This window comes from Mycobacterium sp. NPDC050551 (assembly GCF_040674075.1).
Lineage (GTDB): Bacteria > Actinomycetota > Actinomycetes > Mycobacteriales > Mycobacteriaceae > Mycobacterium.
In genome coordinates this window covers 301,502-320,517 of the sequence record NZ_JBFARC010000004.1, presented here as the reverse complement: position 1 = coordinate 320,517, position 19,016 = coordinate 301,502, and the positions used below count along the sequence as shown (strand labels likewise).

Genomic DNA, 19,016 nt, shown 5'->3' with positions numbered 1-19,016 from the left:
ATTCGCCGCCGCGCGTCCGCCGCCGGCCGGGGTGTAATGGTGTGACCCCGTTCGCGGGTCGGTGAGGGGGACGGTCCGATGAGCATGGCGCCACCACCCGGCGGCCCGTGGCCGCCTACCGGCACCGCTCACGGTCCGTGGCAGCCGGCGCCACCGCCCGCTCCGAAGCGTGCGTTGCGCTGGCTCGTGATCGCCATGCTGGCCGTCATCGTCTGCGGGTATGCGTTCGCGCTGGTGCTGACCCGGGACCGGTGGGCGCCGGGCGCCACCTCCGGGGACCGCACCGAGCTGACGCTGCGGCCTGCGCCGGGATCGTCGGCCTCCGCGGATTCCCTCGAACGCGCCCGCGGCGTCCTCGAGGCGCGCGCCGCCGCCCGGGGCGGGCGCGGCGCGCGGGCGACGGTGAGCGACGACGCGATCATCCTGTCGGTGCCCGGGACCGACGACGAGTGGGGCGACATCGGTGCGGCCGGGCGACTCGATCTGCGTCCGGTCATCCACGCGACCGAGGCACAGTCGGCAGGCGGACCGACGGACAGGCCGAAGACGCCGAGCCCGCAGGCGGTGGCCGACGAGAAACAACTGCGGCAGAGCGCCGACCCGTCGATCCAGCTGCTGGCGTTGCAGTTCCAGGCGACCCGCTGCGGCGACAACGACGCGCTGGCGGGCCGCGACGACCCGGACCAGCCGTTGGTCACCTGCTCCCAGGACGGCAAGACGGTTTACCTGCTCGGCAAGACGATCATCGATGGCGAAAGCATCCAGAGCGCGGGCCGCGAATACGACGAAGGAAGCCGCCGATGGGTGGTGGACCTCGAATTCGACAGTGCGGGCGCCGGCCGCTGGGCACAGTTCACCGCTTCCAACATCGGCACGCAGGTGGCCTTCACACTCGACACCGCCGTCCTCAGCGCACCCGAGATCATGGAGGCCATGCCCGGCGGACGCACGCAGATCGCCGGGAACTTCACCGAGGACGACGCCCGCGACCTCGCCGCTGCGCTGCAGGGCGGGGCGCTGCCCTTCCCGCTGACCCTCGAGTCGTCGACCACTGAAACCGTTCCGCTGCAGGACAACTCAACGGCTTGGCGGATCGGGCTGCTCGCCGCAGGGGCCGTCGTCGTGGCACTGGTGATCGGCGGCGTGCTGCTGGTGGTCGGTGCCGGCCGCGGCCGGGGCGCGGCGCCCGGCTACGCCGCCGACGTGACGCGGTACACGTCGTAGACGCCCTCCACGTTGCGCACCACGCCGAGCAGGTGGCCCAGGTGTTTCGGGTCGCCCATCTCGAAGGTGAACCGGCTGATCGCCACCCGATCGTTGGACGTGGTCACGGACGCCGACAGGATGTTGACCTTCTCGTCGGCCAGCACCCGGGTGACGTCGGACAGCAACCGGTGCCGATCGAGCGCCTCGACCTGGATCGCCACCAGGAACACCGACGACGGCGATGGCGCCCACTCGACGTCGATCAGTCGTTCTGCTTGCAGCCGAAGGGAATCGGCGTTGGTGCAGTCGGTGCGGTGCACACTCACCCCGCCACCGCGGGTGACGAAGCCCATGATGTTGTCGCCGGGCACCGGGGTGCAGCACTTGGCCAGTTTCGTCAGAACCCCGGGCGCGCCGGGCACTGCGACACCGGTGTCGTCGGTGCTGCGCTGACGCATCGGCATGGTGGCCGGTGTCGACCGCTCGGCGAGTTCGTCCTCGGCCGCCTCGTCGCCGCCGAACTGGGCGAGCAGACGCTGCACCACGTGGCGGGCCGACACGTGGCCCTCCCCCACCGCGGTGTAGAGCGCCGACACGTCGACGTAGCGCAACTCGCGCGCCAGCGCCGCCGTCGACTCCGCATTCATCAACCGCTGCAACGGAAGTCCACCGCGACGCACTTCGCGGGCGATGGCGTCCTTACCGGCCTCGAGCGCCTCCTCACGGCGCTCCTTGGCGAACCACTGCCGGATCTTGGCCTTCGCCCGCGGTGACACCACGAAGCTCTGCCAGTCACGTGACGGTCCCGCGTTGGGCGCCTTGGACGTGAAGATCTCGACCACTTCGCCGTTCTCGAGCTTGCGCTCCAACGCCACCAACCGGCCGTTCACGCGCGCACCGATGCACCGGTGACCGACCTCGGTGTGGACCGCGTACGCGAAGTCCACCGGCGTGGAACCGGTGGGCAGTGTGACCACGTCACCCTTCGGGGTGAACACGAAGATCTCCTGCACCGCGAGGTCGTAGCGCAGCGACTCCAGGAACTCGCCGGGGTCGGCGGCCTCCCGCTGCCAGTCGAGCAGTTGGCGCATCCAGGCCATGTCGTCGATCTCGGCGGCGGCGTGCCCGGCGGGAACCGCGTTGCGGCCCTTGGACTCCTTGTACCGCCAGTGCGCGGCGATGCCGTACTCGGCGGTGTGGTGCATGTCGCGGGTGCGGATCTGCACCTCGAGCGGCTTGCCCTCGGGTCCGACGACGGTGGTGTGCAGCGACTGGTACACGCCGTACCGGGGTTGGGCGATGTAGTCCTTGAACCGGCCCGCCATCGGCTGCCACAGCGAGTGCACCACGCCGACCGCGGCGTAGCAGTCCCGGATCTCGTCGCACAGGATCCGCACGGCCACCAGGTCGTGGATGTCGTCGAAGTCGCGGCCCTTCACGATCATCTTCTGATAGATCGACCAGTAGTGCTTGGGCCTGCCCTCGACCACGGCGTTGATCTTGGACTTGCTCAGCGTGGCGTTGATCTCGGCGCGGACCTTCGCCAGATAGGTGTCGCGCGACGGCGCCCGGTCGGCGACCAGCCGAACGATCTCCTCGTACTTCTTCGGGTGCAGGATCGCGAACGACAGGTCCTCGAGCTCCCACTTGACGGTCGCCATGCCGAGGCGGTGTGCCAGCGGCGCGATGACCTCGAGCGTCTCGCGGGCCTTGCGCGCCTGCTTCTCCGGCGGCAGGAAGCGCATGGTGCGCATGTTGTGCAGCCGGTCGGCGACCTTGATCACCAGCACCCTGGGGTCGCGGGCCATCGCGATGATCATCTTGCGGATGGTCTCGCCCTCGGCGGCGGTGCCCAGCGCCACCTTGTCCAGCTTGGTCACACCGTCGACGAGATGGCCGACCTCGCTGCCGAACTCGGCGGTCAGCGCGTCCAGTGTGTAACCGGTGTCCTCGACGGTGTCGTGCAGCAGGGCGGCCACCAGCGTGGTGGTGTCCATGCCCAGCTCGGCCAGGATGTTGGCCACCGCGAGCGGATGGGTGATGTACGGGTCGCCCGAGCGCCGCAACTGGGTGGCGTGCCGCTCCTCGGCCACCTCGTAGGCCCGCTGCAGCAGCTGCAGGTTCGCCTTCGGATGGATCTCCCGGTGCACCGCGACGAGCGGCTCGAGCACCGGGTTGAGCGTGCCGCGCTGGGCGGTCATCCGGCGCGCCAGCCGGGCGCGGACACGCCGCGACGCGCTGGAAGTCGTCTTGGGGGCCTCCGGCGGCGCGGCCTGCTCGGCCTCCGGTGACACCACCGGCATCGGCTGGGTCTGCGTCAGGGACCCGTCATCAGCCACTGTCACACCTCCTGCCCACGTCGCCGTCCGTGTCGAGGATATCCCTCACACCGTGTGCAAGCTGGTGACCGGGAGCGGGGCCACCACCTCGCGGCCACCGAGTGCGGTCAGTTCGAGCACCACGGCGGCGCCCAGCACGGTCGCGCCGCCGCTGATGAGCAGCTTGTTCGCGGCCGCAACCGTTCCCCCGGTGGCCAGCACGTCGTCGATGATCAAGATGGTGCGCCCCGTCAGGTCGAGGCCGTCCGCCGGGATCTCCAGCGTGGCGGTGCCGTACTCGAGCTGATAGGTCTCCGTGTGCACCGGTGGCGGGAGCTTGCCGCCCTTGCGCACCGCCAGCACCCCGGTGCCCAGCCTGATGGCGACCGCGGCGCCGAGCAGGAACCCGCGGGCGTCGATGCCCGCGATCAGGTCGGCGCCGTCGGCGGTGGCGGCCAGGGCGTCGGTGACCGCGGACAGCCCGCCCGCGTCGGCGAGCAGCGGCGTCAGGTCCTTGAACTGGATGCCCGGCTCGGGGAAGTCGGGAACCTCGCGCATCATCGTCGCGACGAGCCGGGAGATCTCGCTCCGCTCCTGCCCGCCGGTGCCAATCCCCGAGTCGCTTCGCTCCTGCCCGCCGGTCACTGCGACAGCCGCCAGCGGTCCATGTTCCAGCCCGCGCCCCAGCGCGTCGGATTACTGCTCACCGCATACATCTTGTCCGAAGTCAGCAGCGTGCGCTGCTGGCGGTACAGCGGCAGCGTCGGCACGTCCGCCCACAGCACCGGCGCGCCCTCGCCGATCAGCCGGGCGAGCTCCTTGGGGTCGGACGTCACCGCCAGCGAGCCGGTCACCCCGTCGATGCGCGGATTGGAGTAGCGCGGCAGGTTGTTGCCGTTGCCGGTGTGCAGCGCATAGGCGTCCATCGCCGACGAGCCCGTCGAACCGCTGCCCGCCGCGCCGCCGGTGCTCGCCAACAGGACGTCGATGTCGTTGTTGCGCAGGGACAGCGGGCCGATCCCCGCCCCGGCGGAGTCCTGAACGGTGATGCCTGCCGGTGCGCACGCCTTGGCGATCGCGCCGACGGTGGCCGCCAGTCGCGCGTTGGGTGTCTGGTAGCCGATCCGCACCGTGAGCGGCCGATTGTTCAGCGCGGCCCGCGCGGCGACCGGATTGGCCGCCGTGAACTGCGCCGCCTCCGGCACGTTCTCGGTGGCGCCGAATGCGTCCTCGTTGGCCGGGTTGAGCCGCGAATTGGCAATGGGGAGTTGGGCGTTACGGGCGATGACGTCGCGCGGCGTGCACAGCGCGACCGCACGACGAGCCGGCGGGGCGGCCAGCGGTCCCACGGGCGCGAAGATGAGCTGCTCGATGCCGGCCGACGGGCTGTCGCTGCGGACGTAGTCCTCGGGCAGATTGAGCGTGCCTGACGACCCGGCCGCGATGTCGACCACGTCGAAGGCGCCCTCGTTCACCCGGTCCTGGATGTCGGCGCCGCGCGGCCACACCGTGATGCGTCCGGTGACCGGCTTGGCGCCCCACCACTTGTCGTTGGCCACCAGCACCACCGCGCCGTCGCCGGTCACCGACTCCAGCTTGTAGGGCCCCGACGACGGGAACTTCTTCAGGTCCACATCGGGCCGCAGATCCCAGGTGGTGTTCCACGCCTGCGCGATGCGGTCGATGGTGCCCAGATCACCGGACTGCAGCGCGGTGGTGACGTCGACGCCGAGTTCGTCGGCGAGGACGTGCGAGGGCATCAGTGCGGTGGCGGCGAACAACTGGCCGAAGTCCACGAATCCCCGGTCGGGCGCGAACGACACCCGGGCCCGTTTCTGGCCGGGAGCGCAGTCGACCGAGGCGATGTCGCTGTAGCCGGACCGGTTGGCGGCGTCGAAGCCCGGGAACCGGCCGGACTGGGCGACCCACGCCAGCACCAGGTCGTCACAGGTGATCGGCTTGCCGTCGGAGTACACCGCCTTGTCGCTGATCTGGTAGTCCAGCACCAGCGGCGTGCGGCCGAACACCGAGATGGTGCCGAAGTCGTGGTCGCCGACGATCTGGCCGTCGGGCCCGTGGTAGTTGAACCCGGTGAGGACACGGGCGAACGCCTGCGGTCCGCCCGACGCGGCGCCGGTCACCGTGTTGGTGTTGTACGTGCTCAGCGACCCGTCGACGGCGTAGTCGATGGAGTCGGCCGAGCTGCCCGAACACGCTGACGCGAGCAACGCGGTGATCGACAGCGCCGCCGCCAGCGCGACGGCGCGCCGCTTGAGGGCTGCCATCGGCGTCTACCGCCGGGGGCTCCGCTTGCCCGCAGGCCGCCCGGTCTTGCTGGCGGTCGGGCGCACCGGTCGCGCGCCCACAGCGGGTTTGGTGCCGGCCGATGCGGTGACCGTCTCGGTCTGCTCGGCCTTTCTGTCGTCGGCTTCTGTGGCGTCGTCGGCCTCGGTGTCGATGTCGTCCGCCGCGCCGGCGTCGGCGGCCGCCGCCGAACTCTTGGCTGCGGCACCCGTCCGGCGCCGCAGCACCCGGCGGTTGTGCGTGCGGACCTTGTCGGTGCGCTCCCGCAGCGTCACCAGCAGCGGGGTGGCGAAGAAGATCGACGAATAGGTGCCGACGATGACGCCGACCAGCTGGACCAGCGCGAGATCCATCAGGGTGCCGACGCCGAGCAGCCACACCGCGATGACCATCAGCGCGAGGATCGGCAGCACGGAGATCAGGCTGGTGTTGATCGACCGCATGAAGGTCTGGTTGATCGCCAGGTTGGCATGTTCGGCGAAAGTGCGCCGGGTGGTGTGCTCGAAGCCCTCGGTGTTCTCCTCCACCTTGTCGAACACGATCACCGTGTCGTACAGCGAGAAGCCGAGGATGGTCAGCAGGCCGATCACGGTCGCCGGGGTGACCTCGAAGCCGACCAGTGAGTACACACCCGCCGTGACGATCAGGTCGAAGAACAGCGTGACGATCGCGGCGACCGCCATCCACAGTTCGTAGCGCACACCGATGTAGAGGGCCGCCAGCACCAGGAACACCAGCAGGGCGATCAGCGCCTTCTGGGTGATCTGGCCGCCCCACGTCTCGGACACCGCGGAGTCGCTGATCACCTGTTCGCTGGGCTGCCCGTCCGCGCCCTTCGGCTGGAACTCGTCGAACAGCGCGCTGCGCAGATTCGCGGCCTCGTCGTTGCTCAGCGTCTCGGAACGGATCTGCACCGTCGCCGAGTCACCGCTGCCCACCACGACCACCGATTCCGGCGGCCTGCCGACGGCGTCGGTGAACACGGTCTCGACCTGGGTGGTGGTCGCCGTGCCGTTGACGCCGTTGACCGGCATCGACACCTTGGTGCCGCCCTCGAAGTCGATGCCGAAGGTGAAACCGCGGATGACGATGCTGAGGAGGCAGACCGCCACGATGCCGCCGCTGATCAGGTACCACAGCTTGCGGCGCCCGATCACCTCGAAGGCGCCGGTGCCGGTGTAGAGCCGGACGAAGAAACCGTGTTTCGGCGCGGTCGAGCCCGCTTCGGCGGGCGCCGCCTCGACGGCGGTCGACGACTTCTTGGTGTTGCGGTTGATGGCCGCCATCTACTGTCCCCGTCCCGTGGTCGCATGCGACGCGGCGCGTCGTTCCCGGGCGATCTGCTGCACCGCGCCGAGCCCGTTGAACTTGGGCTTGGCCAGCGTCGGAGACGTGGACGCCAGGTACACCAGCGGCCACGTCACCAGGAACACCACGACGACGTCGAGGATGGTGGTCAGCCCGAGCGTGAACGCGAAGCCCTTGACCTGCCCGACGGCCAGGAAATACAGCACCGCGGCGGCCAGGAAGCTGACCGCGTTGCCCGACAGAATCGTCTTGCGCGCCCGCGCCCAACCGCGTGGCACCGCCGAGCGGAACGACCTGCCCTCGCGGATCTCGTCCTTGATGCGTTCGAAGAACACCACGAACGAGTCGGCCGTGGTGCCGATACCGATGATCAGACCGGCGATACCGGCCAGGTCGAGCGTGTAGTTGATGTATCTGCCCAGCAGCACCAGGATCGCGAAGACCATCGCGCCCGCGGCCACCAGCGACAGGGCGATGAGCAGACCGAGCACGCGGTAGTAGAGCAGCGAGTAGAGCAGCACCGCGGCGAGGCCGACGGCGCCGGCGATCAGGCCGGCGCGCAGTGACTGCAGCCCCAGCGAGGCCGACACCGTCTCGGCCTCCGACGACTCGAACGACAGCGGCAGCGACCCGTACTTGAGCACGTTCGCGAGTTCGCGCGCGGTGTCGTTGGTGAACGACCCGGTGATCTGGGTGCGGCCGCCGGGGATCGCCTCGCGGATCTCGGGTGCGCTGACCACCTGCGAGTCGAGGGTGAACGCGGTCTGGGTGCCGACGTTGGCCGCGGTGAAGTCGGCCCAGATCTTGGCGCCCTCGTCCTTGAACTGGACGTCGACGACGTACTGGCCCTGCTGCTGGTCCAGCCCGGACGTGGCGTCCTGGATCTGCTCACCGCTCATGATCGACTTGTTGAGCAGGTAGACCGTCTGGCCGTCGGTGGAGCAGGTGATCAACGGCAGGTTCGGGTCGTCGTTGCCGGCCAGCACGTCCTCGTCGCCGCAGCGGGTGGCCTGGAACTGCAGGGCCAGCAGCTGGATCGACGGGTCGGCGCTCTGCCGCAGTTGCTTCTCGTCGGAGATCCGCTGCGCGAGGTCTTTCCGCTCGTCACCCTGACCGGGCGGGTTCTGACCCGGCGGCGCCTGGCCCGGAGGGGCCTGACCCGGAGGGGCGTTCTGTGCGGGCGGCGCCTGCTGGCGCGGGGTGGCGGGCGCGGGTTCGGTGGTGGGGTCTCCCGGCGCCGGCTGCTGCGGGTAGGGCCGCGGCTGTGGTGCGGGCTGCTCACCGGCTGGCGGCGCCGGCGCGACGACGCCGGGCGGCAGGCCTTCGGGCCCACCGGGCAGGATGCCGGGCGGCAGGCCGCCCGGTCCGCCGGGCAGGCCGGGTGCGCCCCCGGGTCCGCCGGGCAGTCCGGGTGCGCCCTCGGACGGCGGTTGTCCCTCGGCGTTGCCTTCACCGGGCGCCTGGGCCTGGATCGCGTGGATGACCGGGCGGATGTAGAGGCGCGCCGTCTGACCCAGGTTGCGGGCCTCGTTGCCGTCGTTGCCCGGCACCGTGATCACCAGGTTCTCCCCGTCGACCACGACCTCGGATCCGGAGACACCGAGGCCGTCGACGCGGGAACTGATGATCTGCTGGGCCTGGGCCAGGGCGTCACGGGTAGGCGGCGAGCCGTCCGGGGTGCGCGCGGTCAGGGTGACCCTGGTGCCGCCCTGCAGGTCGATTCCGAGCTTCGGGTCGGGCTTCTTGTCTCCGGTCAGGAACACCAGGAGGTAGACGCCGACGAGCAGCACCAGAAAGAGCGTCAGGTAGCGGGCAGGATGCACCGGCGCCGAAGACGATGCCACGTTGGTTGGGTCTCCTCGAGATCGAGATCAGTTGCTCAGCACGGCAAAGAGTACGTGCTCGGGCTGAGTGCTCTGCTGTCAGTCTTTCTTCAGCCGGTCCGAATCGGCGGTGGAGTCGACGACGGGAGCGCTCTCGGTCACCTCGGTGGCCGACGAGGTGAGCTCGGTGGGCGCGTCGATGTCATCGTCGTCGTCGTAGTCCTCGGCGTCGGAGGTGATGCGGTCCCGCACGGCCAGCTTCATCCAGGTGGTGACCACGCCGGGGGCGATCTCGAGGTCGATGTTGTCGTCGGTGATGCCGGTGACGGTGCCCTGCAGGCCGGACGTGGTGTGGATCCGGTCGCCGATCTGCAGCGACTCGTGCAGATCGATGGTGGCCTGCATCGCCTTCTTCTGGCGGCGCGAGGCGAAGAACATGAATGCGCCCAGGATGATGAGCAGGGGCAGGAAAACGACCAGGTCCATAACGGCAACAGTCTTTCGTGTCGGCTTGTGCGGCGACGGCGCCCCGGTTCAGTCAGGTCGCGATGCCTCGTAGTTGTCCAGTGTGCCATTCCGGCAGCTGGCAGCAGACTGCCCCGTGCCTTCGCTTCAGCACGGCGACGGCCTGCGCCCCCTGAGATGGAAGCGATCGGACCGATCCTGCGCAGGACGACGCCGGGGCCACACCGTCCGGTCTGGCTCGGTTCCCGGCGTTCGGCTATTCCGTCACACAATGCCGGCGTTCACCACCGATATCGCAATTTTTCGCCCATTCTGATACGAATTCCCTAGCGCGTTGGGTCGGCGGGCGCCGTTTCCAGTCGCGTCGGGCCCGTCGCCGACTAGGCTCGGTGCCGAAGCCGAACCCCCTCGCCGTGCCTTCAGAAACGCCCCGTGATCGCAGGAGTCGTGCCGTGACCAATCTCGAGCAGAGCCGCCACCTCGTCACCACAGTTCCCGGTCCGAAGTCGCAGGCGCTCATCGACCGCAAGGCAGCAGCCGTGTCGCGCGGCGTGGGCACCACCATGCCGGTGTACGCGGCGCGGGCCGGCGGCGGAATCCTCGAGGACGTCGACGGCAACCGGTTCATCGACCTGGGCTCGGGCATCGCCGTCACCACCATCGGGAACGCGTCGCCACGGGTGGTCGACGCGGTGCGCACGCAGGTGGCCGAGTTCACCCACACCTGCTTCATGGTCACGCCCTACGAGGGCTACATCGCGGTCGCCGAGGCGCTCAACCGGCTCACCCCGGGCGACGAGGACAAGCGCTCGGCACTGTTCAACTCGGGCTCGGAGGCCGTCGAGAACGCGATCAAGATCGCCCGGGTCTACACCGGCAGGTCGGCCGTGGTGTCGTTCGACCACGCCTACCACGGCCGCACCAACCTGACGATGGCGCTGACCGCGAAGGTGATGCCCTACAAGCAGGGCTTCGGCCCGTTCGCCCCCGAGGTCTACCGCGCGCCGCTGTCCTACCCGTTCCGCGACGCGGAGTTCGGCAAGGAGCTGGCCACCGACGGCGAGCTGGCCGCCCGGCGCGCCATCGACGTGATCGACAAGCAGGTCGGCGCACCGAACCTGGCCGCGGTGATCATCGAACCGATCCAGGGCGAGGGCGGCTTCATCGTGCCCGCCGAGGGTTTCCTGCCCACCCTGCTCGACTGGTGCCGCCACAACGGGGTCGTGTTCATCGCCGACGAGGTGCAGACCGGCTTCGCGCGCACCGGGGCGATGTTCGCCTGCGAGCACGAAGGCATCGCGCCCGACCTCATCGTCACGGCCAAGGGCATCGCCGACGGCCTGCCGCTGTCGGCGGTCACCGGCCGCGCCGAGATCATGGACGCACCGCACGTCTCCGGGCTGGGCGGCACCTACGGCGGCAACCCGCTGGCCTGCGCCGCCGCCCTGGCCACCATCGAGACCATCGAGTCCGACGGGCTGGTCGCGCGCGCCCGCGAGATCGAGACGCTGATGAAGGACCGGCTGCACCGGCTACAGGCCGAGGACGAACGCATCGGCGACGTGCGCGGCCGCGGCGCCATGATCGCCGTGGAGCTCGTCAAGCCCGGCACCACCGAACCGGACGCCGAGCTCGCGAAGAAACTCGCCGCCGCCGCCCACGCCGCCGGGGTCATCGTGCTGACCTGTGGCACCTACGGCAACGTGCTGCGGTTCCTGCCGCCGCTCGCCATCTCCGACGACCTGCTCGTCGAGGGACTCGACGTGCTCGCCCTCATCCTCGCCGACCTGTAAAGGAGCCCCTATGACCACGGTGCAGAACTTCATCAACGGCGAACTCGTCGACTCGGTGTCCGGCGCCACGATGCCGCTCGTCGACCCGTCCACCGGCGAGGAGTACGGCTCCGCCCCGGTGTCCAACGAGCAGGACATCGACAACGCCTACGCGGCGGCGTCGACGGCCTTCAAGACGTGGAAGAAGTCCACTCCCTCCGACCGGCAGAAGGCGCTGCTCGGCCTGGCCGACGAGGTGGAGAAGGCCGCCGCCGATCTGATCAGGGCCGAGGGCCGCAACACCGGCAAACCCGACCATGTGACGGCGGCCGAGGAGATCCCGCCGATGGTCGACCAGATCCGGTTCTTCGCCGGCGCCGCGCGCGTCCTCGAGGGCAGGTCGGCCGGCGAGTACATGGCCGATCACACGTCGTGGATCCGCCGGGAGCCGATCGGCGTGATCGGCCAGGTCGCGCCGTGGAACTACCCGATGATGATGGCGATCTGGAAGATCTGCCCGGCGATCGCGGCGGGCAACACCGTGGTGATCAAGCCGAGCGACACCACGCCGGTCACCACCGTGATGCTGGCCGAACTCGCGGCCAGGCACCTGCCGCCCGGTGTGCTCAACGTCGTCACCGGCGACCGCGTCACCGGCGCCAACCTCGTCTCCCACCCGACGCCGGAGATGGTCGCGATCACCGGGTCGGTGGCGGCCGGCCGGGCCGTGGCGGTCAGTGCCGGCGGCAACCTCAAGCGCACCCACCTCGAACTCGGCGGCAAGGCGCCGGTGATCGTGTTCGACGACGCCGACATCGCGGCCGCGGCCGAGGGCATCGCGACCGCCGGCTATTTCAACGCCGGCCAGGACTGCACCGCGGCCACCCGCGTGCTCGCGCCCGCCTCGATCGCCGGCGACCTGACCGAGGCACTCGCCGAGCAGGCGAAGGCGGCGACGACGACGTTCGGCAGGGCCGCCGACGACGAGGACGCCTGGGTGCCGCCGGTGAACAACGTCAACCAGATGCAGCGCGTGCTGAGCTTCTTCGAGGACGTGCCCGGCCACGCGAAGGTGGCCGCCGGCGGAAACCGGCAGGGCGACAAGGGTTTCTACGTGGAACCGACCGTGGTGGGTGGCCTGCTGCAGGACGACCGGATGATCCAGAACGAGATCTTCGGCCCCGTCATCACGGTGCAGAGCTTCTCCGACGAGGACGAGGCGCTCGGCTGGGCCAACGGCGTGGAGTACGGGCTGGCGTCGTCGGTGTGGACCAGGGACGTGTCCCGTGCGATCCGCATGTCGAACGCGCTGGACTTCGGCTGCGTGTGGATCAACACCCACATCCCGCTCGTCGCCGAGATGCCGCACGGCGGGTTCAAGTCATCGGGCCACGGCAAGGATCTGTCGATGTACGGCCTGGAGGACTACACGCGCATCAAGCACGTGATGGTCTACACCGGCTGACGCGCGACTAGGTGGTCAGTAGCGCGACGACGATGGCGCGCAGTTCGTCGGCGGTGAACCCGTCGCCGTCGACCTCGGCGGCGATCAGGTCGGACAGCAGATCGTCGGCCGGCCCCGCGCAGCGCGCCGCGACCATCACGTCGATGTAGGAGCCGAGCGCCTCGAGAGCGAACTCGTCGGCCTCGTCGGCCCAGCAGGCGACCTGCACCCAGTCGCGGCTCGGCAACCCGAGGGCACTGAACAGCACGCAGGACCACCGGCCCAGTGCGATCTCGGCGATCTCGTCATGGCTCTGCTGTGCCGCCGACGGGTTCAGGCGTTCGGACAGCGCCCGGTGCACCTGCTCGGAGAGACCGTGCAGACGAAGTGGCGTGGTCATCGAAAGCCTCCTGTTCTCGGGACGGCACTGCGGTACGTCACCACCGTCAGGTAACCACTTCGTCGGGCTAACCACCATCAAAGGTGTTGTGGAACACAAAGTTCCAACCTTCGTTCGGTCTGCTGGTGTGGGAAGTATCACAGAACGGCCGCCGAGCGCAATGCTCGGCGGCCGTGACTGCACAGCGGTTCAGCGGTGAGCCAGCGTGTTCCCACTACCCCGGTTGCGGAGCCGGCTGAGCAGACCGCGACGCCGCGGGGCGGCTTCCACGGGCTGACCGGTCGGCCCGTAACCGGTCGGCTGGCCGACGGGCTGCTGCCCGATCGGCTGCTGGCCGATCGGTTGCTGGCCGACGGGGCCTTGCCCGACCATCGGCTCGTGCGTGCCGTGCTGGTCGACGACGGGCTGTGAACCCGTGTTGGTGGTGAGCGGCGCATCGACCGGCCGCTGCGCATAGGCGATGTCACGCGCGCTGCGGACGGACAACCGGCCGATCGCGAGCGCGCCGAGGAACACGATGAGTGCACCGAGGCCGTAGAAGTAGGTCAGTTCCAGCCAGACCCGCTTGGTGTCGTTGGTGGCCACCGGCGCGCCGGCGTTGCCGAGGCCGAGCGGACCGGCCAGTGCGCGCCCGACGACGAACCATGCGCCGGCCGCCACGCTCAGCCAGCCACCGAGCATCGCCGTCGCGCGATTGCGTGAGGTCAACATCAGGAAGCCGCCGACCACGGTCACCACGCCGGGCAGGACTTCGAGCCACCCGCGGGCCGTCGTCCACGCCCAGACCTGGTCCGGGGTGAAGGCGAAGTCGAAATAGGGGCCGATGAAGGGGACGAGCGCACCCCAGAGACCGAGCAGGATCAACAGGAATCCACTGGTCGCACCTCGGCTGCGCGGAATGCGCATCCGTCCTCCCCGAACGCGCGCCGGGGTGTCCGTGCTGTCGTAGTCCTTCATGGTGCCTCCTTTGTTGAGGCGGGAGTACCCGTCCGGTGCCCTGCTGTAACGCCGCCGCGCGACCCGCGCCACCTGTTGTTACGCCGGTTTCGGCCGCTGGCGCGACGCCGCGACCGGGTGCGCGATCCGACGACCCACGAGAGCGACATCACAATACATTGACAGCCTATGTACAGCTGATCTGGGAATAACCTTAGTTTTACTAACGTAGTTCTGATCAGGCGCAGCGTCGCGTCACAATCTGCACCGATTGCACTGGAGATCGCGCATGTCCACTGAGACCCCCGACGAGCGGCTCGCTCGTCGTATCGCCCAATTGACCGCCACCGACCCGCAATTCGCCGCCACCACCCCGCTCGCGGACGTCAGCGCCGCAGCCGCGGCGCCCGGCCTCCGGCTGCCCGAGGTCATCGAAACGGTGATGACCGGCTACGCCGACCGGCCCGCACTCGCCCAGCGCACAGTGCGCCTCGTCGAGGACCCGTCCACAGGCGACACCATCGCCGAGCTGCTGCCGTCGTTCGACACCGTCACCTACGGCGACCTCTGGGCGCGCGTGCAGAACCTGGCCGCGGTCTGGCAGGACAACCCCGTTCACTCCGGTGACCGCGTCGCCATCCTCGGCTTCACCAGCGTCGACTACACCGTCGTCGACACCGCCACCATGCTGCTCGGCGCGGTATCGGTGCCGCTGCAGACTAGCGCCCCGGTCGAGCAGCTGCGGCCGATCGTCGCCGAGACCGAACCCACCCTGATCGCCGCAGGCATCGACATGCTCGACGACGCCGTCGAGCTGGTCCTCACCGGACACCAGCCCGCCCGCCTGGTGGTCTTCGACTACCGGCCCGAGGTGACCGCACAGCGCCAGGCCTTCGAGGCCGCTCAGCGCAGGCTGGCCGACGGCGATCGGGATGTGCCTGTCGAGACGCTCGTCCACGAGCTCGCCCGGGGCGCCGGATCGCCGACCGCGACGACGGCGCCCGCGGCCGACGCCGACCCGCTGAGCCTGCTCATCTACACCTCGGGCAGCACCGGCGCCCCCAAGGGTGCGATGTACCCCGAGCGCAAGGTCGCCGACATGTGGAAGGCCGCCAACAACAACGGCTTTCACGAGCAGAACCCCGTGGTCCCGTCGATCACGCTGAGCTTCATGCCCATGAGCCATGTGATGGGCCGTGGCATCCTCGTCGGCACGCTCGCCGCAGGCGGCACCGTCTATTTCGCCGCCAGGAGCGACCTGTCCACCCTGTTGGAGGACCTCGCGCTGAGCCGGCCGACGCAGCTCAGCTTCGTCCCGCGGATCTGGGACATGATCTTCCAGGAGGTCACCAGCGAGGTCGACCGGCGCACCGCGGACGGCGCCGACCGGTCCACCGCCGAGGACGAGGTGCTGGCCGAGACGCGCCGGAACCTGTTGGGCGGGCGCTTCGTCGGGGCCATGACGGGTTCGGCGCCGCTGTCCGCCGACATGAAGACCTGGGTGGAACGGTTGCTCGACATGCACCTCGTCGACGGCTACGGCTCGACCGAAGCCGGCGCCGTGTTCGTCGACGGCGTGGTCCGTCGGCCACCGGTGATCGACTACAAGCTCGTCGACGTCCCCGATCTCGGGTACTTCCACACCGACCGGCCGCATCCGCGCGGCGAGCTGCTGGTCAAGTCGGAGCAGCTGTTCCCCGGCTACTACCGTCGGCCCGAGCTGTCCGCCGAGATGTTCGACACCGAGGGCTATTACCGCACCGGCGACATCGTCGCCGAGCTCGGACCCGACCGGTTGCAGTACGTCGACCGCCGCAACAACGTGCTCAAGCTCTCGCAGGGCGAATTCGTGACGATCGCCAAGGTGGAGTCGGTGTTCGCGACCAGCGCACCGGTGCGCCAGATCTACATCTACGGCAACAGCGCGCGGTCCTACCTGCTCGCCGTCGTCGTGCCGACCGAGGACGTGCTCGCCGAGCACGAGCCGGCCGAGCTCAAGGCGCTGCTCACCACCGCCCTCCAGGACGCCGCGAAGGCGGCCGGGCTGCAGTCCTACGAGATCCCCAGGGACTTCATCGTCGAACCGCAGCCGTTCACCCTGGAGAACGGGCTGCTCACCGGCATCCGCAAGCTGGCCCGCCCGAAGTTGAAGCAGCACTACGGCGAACGGCTCGAGCAGCTCTACGTCGACCTCGCAGAAGGACAGGCCGACGAGTTGCGTGCGCTGCGCCGCGACGGTGCCGGCCGGCCGGCTCTGGAGACCATCGGCCGGGCGGCGGGCGCTCTGCTCGGCGCGGCGGCATCCGACGTGCGGCCCGACTCGCACTTCACCGACCTCGGCGGCGACTCGCTGTCCGCGCTCACCTTCGCCAACCTGCTCAACGAGATCTACGGCATCGACGTGCCGGTCGGCGTCATCGTCAGCCCGGCCAACGACCTGCAGGCGCTGGCCGGCTACATCGAAGCGGAGCGCACCTCGGGCACCAGGCGGCCCAGCTTCGCCGCGGTACACGGCCCCGACACGGCCGAGGCGCATGCCCGCGACCTCACCCTCGACCAATTCATCGACGCCCGTACGCTCGCCGACGCCGCGTCCCTGCCCGCACCCCGCGGCGAGGTGCGCACAGTCCTGCTCACGGGTGCGACCGGATTCCTCGGCCGCTACCTGGCGCTGGACTGGCTCGAGCGGATGTCACTCGTCGGCGGCACTGTGATCTGCCTGGTGCGCGCCAAGGACGACGACGCCGCACGGCAGCGCCTGGATCAGACGTTCGACAGCGGCGATCCCGAGCTGCTGCGGCACTACCGCCACCTCGCCGCCGATCACCTCGAGGTGATCGCCGGTGACAAGGGCGAGGCGAATCTCGGCCTGTCCGAACAGACCTGGCGCCGACTCGCCGACACCGTGGATCTGATCGTCGATCCCGCCGCCCTGGTCAACCACGTGTTGCCGTACAGCCAGCTGTTCGGGCCCAACGTGGTGGGCACCGCCGAACTGATCCGTCTCGCGCTCACCGCCAGGCTCAAGCCGTTCACCTACGTGTCCACCATCGGTGTCGGCGCAGGCATCGAACCCGGCAACTTCACCGAGGACGGCGACATCCGCGTCATCAGCCCGGTGCGCCGGATCGACGACAGCTATGCCAACGGCTACGGCAACAGCAAGTGGGCAGGCGAGGTGCTGCTCCGGGAGGCGCACGACCTGTGCGGCCTGCCGGTCGCGGTGTTCCGCTGCGACATGATCCTGGCCGACACCACCTACGCCGGGCAGCTCAACCTCCCCGACATGTTCACCCGCACCATCCTGAGTCTGGTGGCGACCGGCATCGCGCCGGCGTCGTTCTACGAACGCGACGCCGACGGCGGGCGCAGCCGCGCCCATTACGACGGCCTGCCGGTCGAATTCATCGCCGAGGCCATCGACACCCTCGGCGCCCAGGCGGTGGCCGAGCGCGGGGCGGGCTTCGAGACCTACCACGTGATGAACCCCTACGACGACGGCCTCGGGCTCGACGAGTTCGTCGACTGGCTGGTCGAGGCCGGCTACCCGATCAGCCGCATCGACGACTACCGCGCCTGGCTCGACCGGTTTGAAACGGCCATGCGCGGGCTGCCACAGCAACAACGTCAGTATTCGCTCCTGCCGCTGCTGCACAACTATCAGCAGCCGGAGAAGCCGATGCGTGGCTCGCTCGCACCGACGGATCGATTCCGCACGGCGGTGCAGGAGGCCAAAATCGGGGCCGACAAGGACATTCCGCATGTCACGCCGTCGGTCATCGTCAAGTACGCCACCGATCTGCAGCTGCTCGGATTGTTGTGACGTCACCGGCAGATGCCGGATGCTGACACATTGCTGATGTTCAGCAAACCGGTCGTTGAATAGGTAACATCCCGTACCAACGCCGACGCGAGGGCAGTTGCGCGGCGAACCGTACGGGGGCGCGAGTAGTGGGACGGATCCGCCAGTGGTGGGGGCAACCCGACAACTTCCACTGGCTCTCCGAATATCTCGGCGCGCGTCAATTGCAGCGCTTCACCCGGTTCATGATGGGCACCATCGTGGCCGCGCTCGGCGCGGTGCCGGTGCTGATGCTGTGGAGTCCGTCCGGCCCGCACTCCCCCGTCGGCCGCGCCGTGGCGGTGCTCGTGGCGGTGTGCTGTGCCGCGATGGCGACGATGTGGTTCACCCGGTGGCCGACGCATCAGCAGTCCGCCACGTTCGCGGTCCTGTCCAACGGGTGCATCGCCGCGTCCTGCCTGATGGAGGTCAATCCCGAGACGGCGCTGCTGGGTTCGATGGCGTTCGCCGCCCTGGCCGGATACGTCGCGTTCTTCCATTCCGTGCGGTACCTGACGCTGACGCTGTTCACGGCCGCGGGCACGGCACTGTTCGCCGCCTGGGAGATCGCCGCAGCCGGTGACGTGGCCATGGCGGCGGCCAAGCTGCTGGTGGTCTTCGTCGGCGTGCTCGCCGTGCCGTTCTCGGGTCAGGTGCTCGTCCACCTGCTCAGCGCCGACGCACTGAACGCGAACACCGACCCGTTGACCGGACTGCGGAACCGGCGCGGTTTCAACCGGGGCGCGCGGGAACTCATCGCCGCCTCGACCGGGGATCCGCCGCCGTGCTTCACCGTAGTGATGCTCGACCTGGATGGGTTCAAGAAGGTCAACGACACCCAGGGCCACGCGATCGGCGACCGGATATTGATCGCCGTCGGTGACAGCCTGCGGCGGGCCAGTCCCGCCGGGTCGGTGGTCGCCCGCGTCGGCGGCGAGGAGTTCCTCGTGGCCGAGACGACGCCCGCGAGCGAGGCCCAGGTGACCGCCGAGCGACTGCGCCGGGCGGTCGCGGCCAACCCGTGGGGCGTCACCGCGAGCCTCGGCGTTGCCAGCGTGACCTTGCTCAGCATCGACGGCGACACCACCCGGCGCATGGTCGGCCATCTCGTCGACTCCGCCGACGCTGCCATGTACGAGGCGAAACGGGCGGGCGGCAACCGGATCCGGCACAGCGGGGCGGCCGTCTTCCGCACCTGA

Annotated in this window: 13 protein-coding genes; 5 read left to right on the top strand and 8 right to left on the bottom strand. The window is 69.4% G+C overall.

The genetic code is table 11. The features are described 5' to 3' along the window. Positions 1–78: 78 nt before the first annotated feature. On the top strand, positions 79–1,224 hold the full coding sequence (locus AB0K11_RS18060; protein WP_364979452.1) for a hypothetical protein: 1,146 nt from the start codon (positions 79–81) through the stop codon (positions 1,222–1,224). Here the strand turns inward: AB0K11_RS18060 and AB0K11_RS18055 are convergent. The 6 genes from AB0K11_RS18055 to yajC all read right to left on the bottom strand — a co-directional run bounded on the left by AB0K11_RS18055 (position 1,191) and on the right by yajC (position 9,445). Further along, positions 1,191–3,509, bottom strand: coding sequence for a RelA/SpoT family protein (locus AB0K11_RS18055; RefSeq protein ID WP_364980450.1), 2,319 nt, complete (start codon positions 3,507–3,509; stop codon positions 1,191–1,193). The two genes, AB0K11_RS18060 and AB0K11_RS18055, sit on opposite strands and share 34 nt — an antisense overlap. A gap of 81 nt (positions 3,510–3,590) precedes the next feature. Further along, the gene (locus AB0K11_RS18050; RefSeq protein ID WP_364980447.1) at positions 3,591–4,136 is read right to left on the bottom strand and encodes an adenine phosphoribosyltransferase; all 546 of its coding nucleotides are present in this window, start codon (positions 4,134–4,136) and stop codon (positions 3,591–3,593) included. 29 nt (positions 4,137–4,165) lie between these two features. Further along, complete coding sequence (locus tag AB0K11_RS18045; RefSeq protein ID WP_364979449.1) at positions 4,166–5,809, bottom strand: ABC transporter substrate-binding protein; 1,644 nt, start codon at positions 5,807–5,809, stop codon at positions 4,166–4,168. A 6-nt stretch (positions 5,810–5,815) separates the two neighbouring features. Further along, entirely contained in the window at positions 5,816–7,114 is a 1,299-nt protein-coding gene (secF, locus tag AB0K11_RS18040) for a protein translocase subunit SecF (RefSeq protein WP_364979446.1), read from the bottom strand. Then, positions 7,115–8,980 carry a protein translocase subunit SecD gene (gene secD, locus AB0K11_RS18035; RefSeq protein ID WP_364979443.1) on the bottom strand — a complete coding sequence of 622 codons (1,866 nt, stop codon included), beginning with the start codon at positions 8,978–8,980 and terminating at the stop codon, positions 7,115–7,117. 78 nt (positions 8,981–9,058) lie between these two features. After that, complete coding sequence (yajC, locus tag AB0K11_RS18030; protein ID WP_364979440.1) at positions 9,059–9,445, bottom strand: preprotein translocase subunit YajC; 387 nt, start codon at positions 9,443–9,445, stop codon at positions 9,059–9,061. Positions 9,446–9,876: 431 nt separating this feature from the next. Between yajC and gabT the strand changes: the two genes are divergently transcribed. Further along, on the top strand, positions 9,877–11,217 hold the full coding sequence (gene gabT / locus AB0K11_RS18025) for a 4-aminobutyrate--2-oxoglutarate transaminase (RefSeq protein ID WP_364979436.1): 1,341 nt from the start codon (positions 9,877–9,879) through the stop codon (positions 11,215–11,217). A 10-nt stretch (positions 11,218–11,227) separates the two neighbouring features. Beyond that, complete coding sequence (locus tag AB0K11_RS18020) at positions 11,228–12,661, top strand: gamma-aminobutyraldehyde dehydrogenase (RefSeq protein WP_364979433.1); 1,434 nt, start codon at positions 11,228–11,230, stop codon at positions 12,659–12,661. Between the two features lie 7 nt (positions 12,662–12,668). Here AB0K11_RS18020 and AB0K11_RS18015 read toward each other — a convergent pair whose 3' ends face one another. Next, the gene (locus AB0K11_RS18015) at positions 12,669–13,040 is read right to left on the bottom strand and encodes a hypothetical protein (protein ID WP_364979430.1); all 372 of its coding nucleotides are present in this window, start codon (positions 13,038–13,040) and stop codon (positions 12,669–12,671) included. A gap of 189 nt (positions 13,041–13,229) precedes the next feature. Further along, positions 13,230–13,997, bottom strand: a complete 768-nt coding sequence (locus AB0K11_RS18010) for a hypothetical protein (protein WP_364979427.1) — start codon at positions 13,995–13,997, stop codon at positions 13,230–13,232. A gap of 268 nt (positions 13,998–14,265) precedes the next feature. Here AB0K11_RS18010 and car point away from each other — a divergent pair, with 268 nt between their 5' ends. Next, positions 14,266–17,799, top strand: coding sequence for a carboxylic acid reductase (car, locus tag AB0K11_RS18005; RefSeq protein WP_364979424.1), 3,534 nt, complete (start codon positions 14,266–14,268; stop codon positions 17,797–17,799). A 128-nt stretch (positions 17,800–17,927) separates the two neighbouring features. Then, positions 17,928–19,016, top strand: a complete 1,089-nt coding sequence (locus AB0K11_RS18000; protein WP_364979421.1) for a GGDEF domain-containing protein — start codon at positions 17,928–17,930, stop codon at positions 19,014–19,016.

Excerpts from the sequence above, each read along its gene's own strand:
- AB0K11_RS18060 (WP_364979452.1), top strand. The coding sequence starts at position 79 with ATGAGCATGGCGCCACCACCCGGCGGCCCGTGGCCGCCTACCGGCACC.
- AB0K11_RS18055 (WP_364980450.1), bottom strand. The coding sequence starts at position 3,509 with ATGCCGGTGGTGTCACCGGAGGCCGAGCAGGCCGCGCCGCCGGAGGCC.
- AB0K11_RS18045 (WP_364979449.1), bottom strand. The coding sequence starts at position 5,809 with ATGGCAGCCCTCAAGCGGCGCGCCGTCGCGCTGGCGGCGGCGCTGTCG.
- secF (WP_364979446.1), bottom strand. The coding sequence starts at position 7,114 with ATGGCGGCCATCAACCGCAACACCAAGAAGTCGTCGACCGCCGTCGAG.
- yajC (WP_364979440.1), bottom strand. The coding sequence starts at position 9,445 with ATGGACCTGGTCGTTTTCCTGCCCCTGCTCATCATCCTGGGCGCATTC.
- AB0K11_RS18020 (WP_364979433.1), top strand. The coding sequence starts at position 11,228 with ATGACCACGGTGCAGAACTTCATCAACGGCGAACTCGTCGACTCGGTG.
- AB0K11_RS18015 (WP_364979430.1), bottom strand. The coding sequence starts at position 13,040 with ATGACCACGCCACTTCGTCTGCACGGTCTCTCCGAGCAGGTGCACCGG.
- AB0K11_RS18010 (WP_364979427.1), bottom strand. The coding sequence starts at position 13,997 with ATGAAGGACTACGACAGCACGGACACCCCGGCGCGCGTTCGGGGAGGA.
- car (WP_364979424.1), top strand. The coding sequence starts at position 14,266 with ATGTCCACTGAGACCCCCGACGAGCGGCTCGCTCGTCGTATCGCCCAA.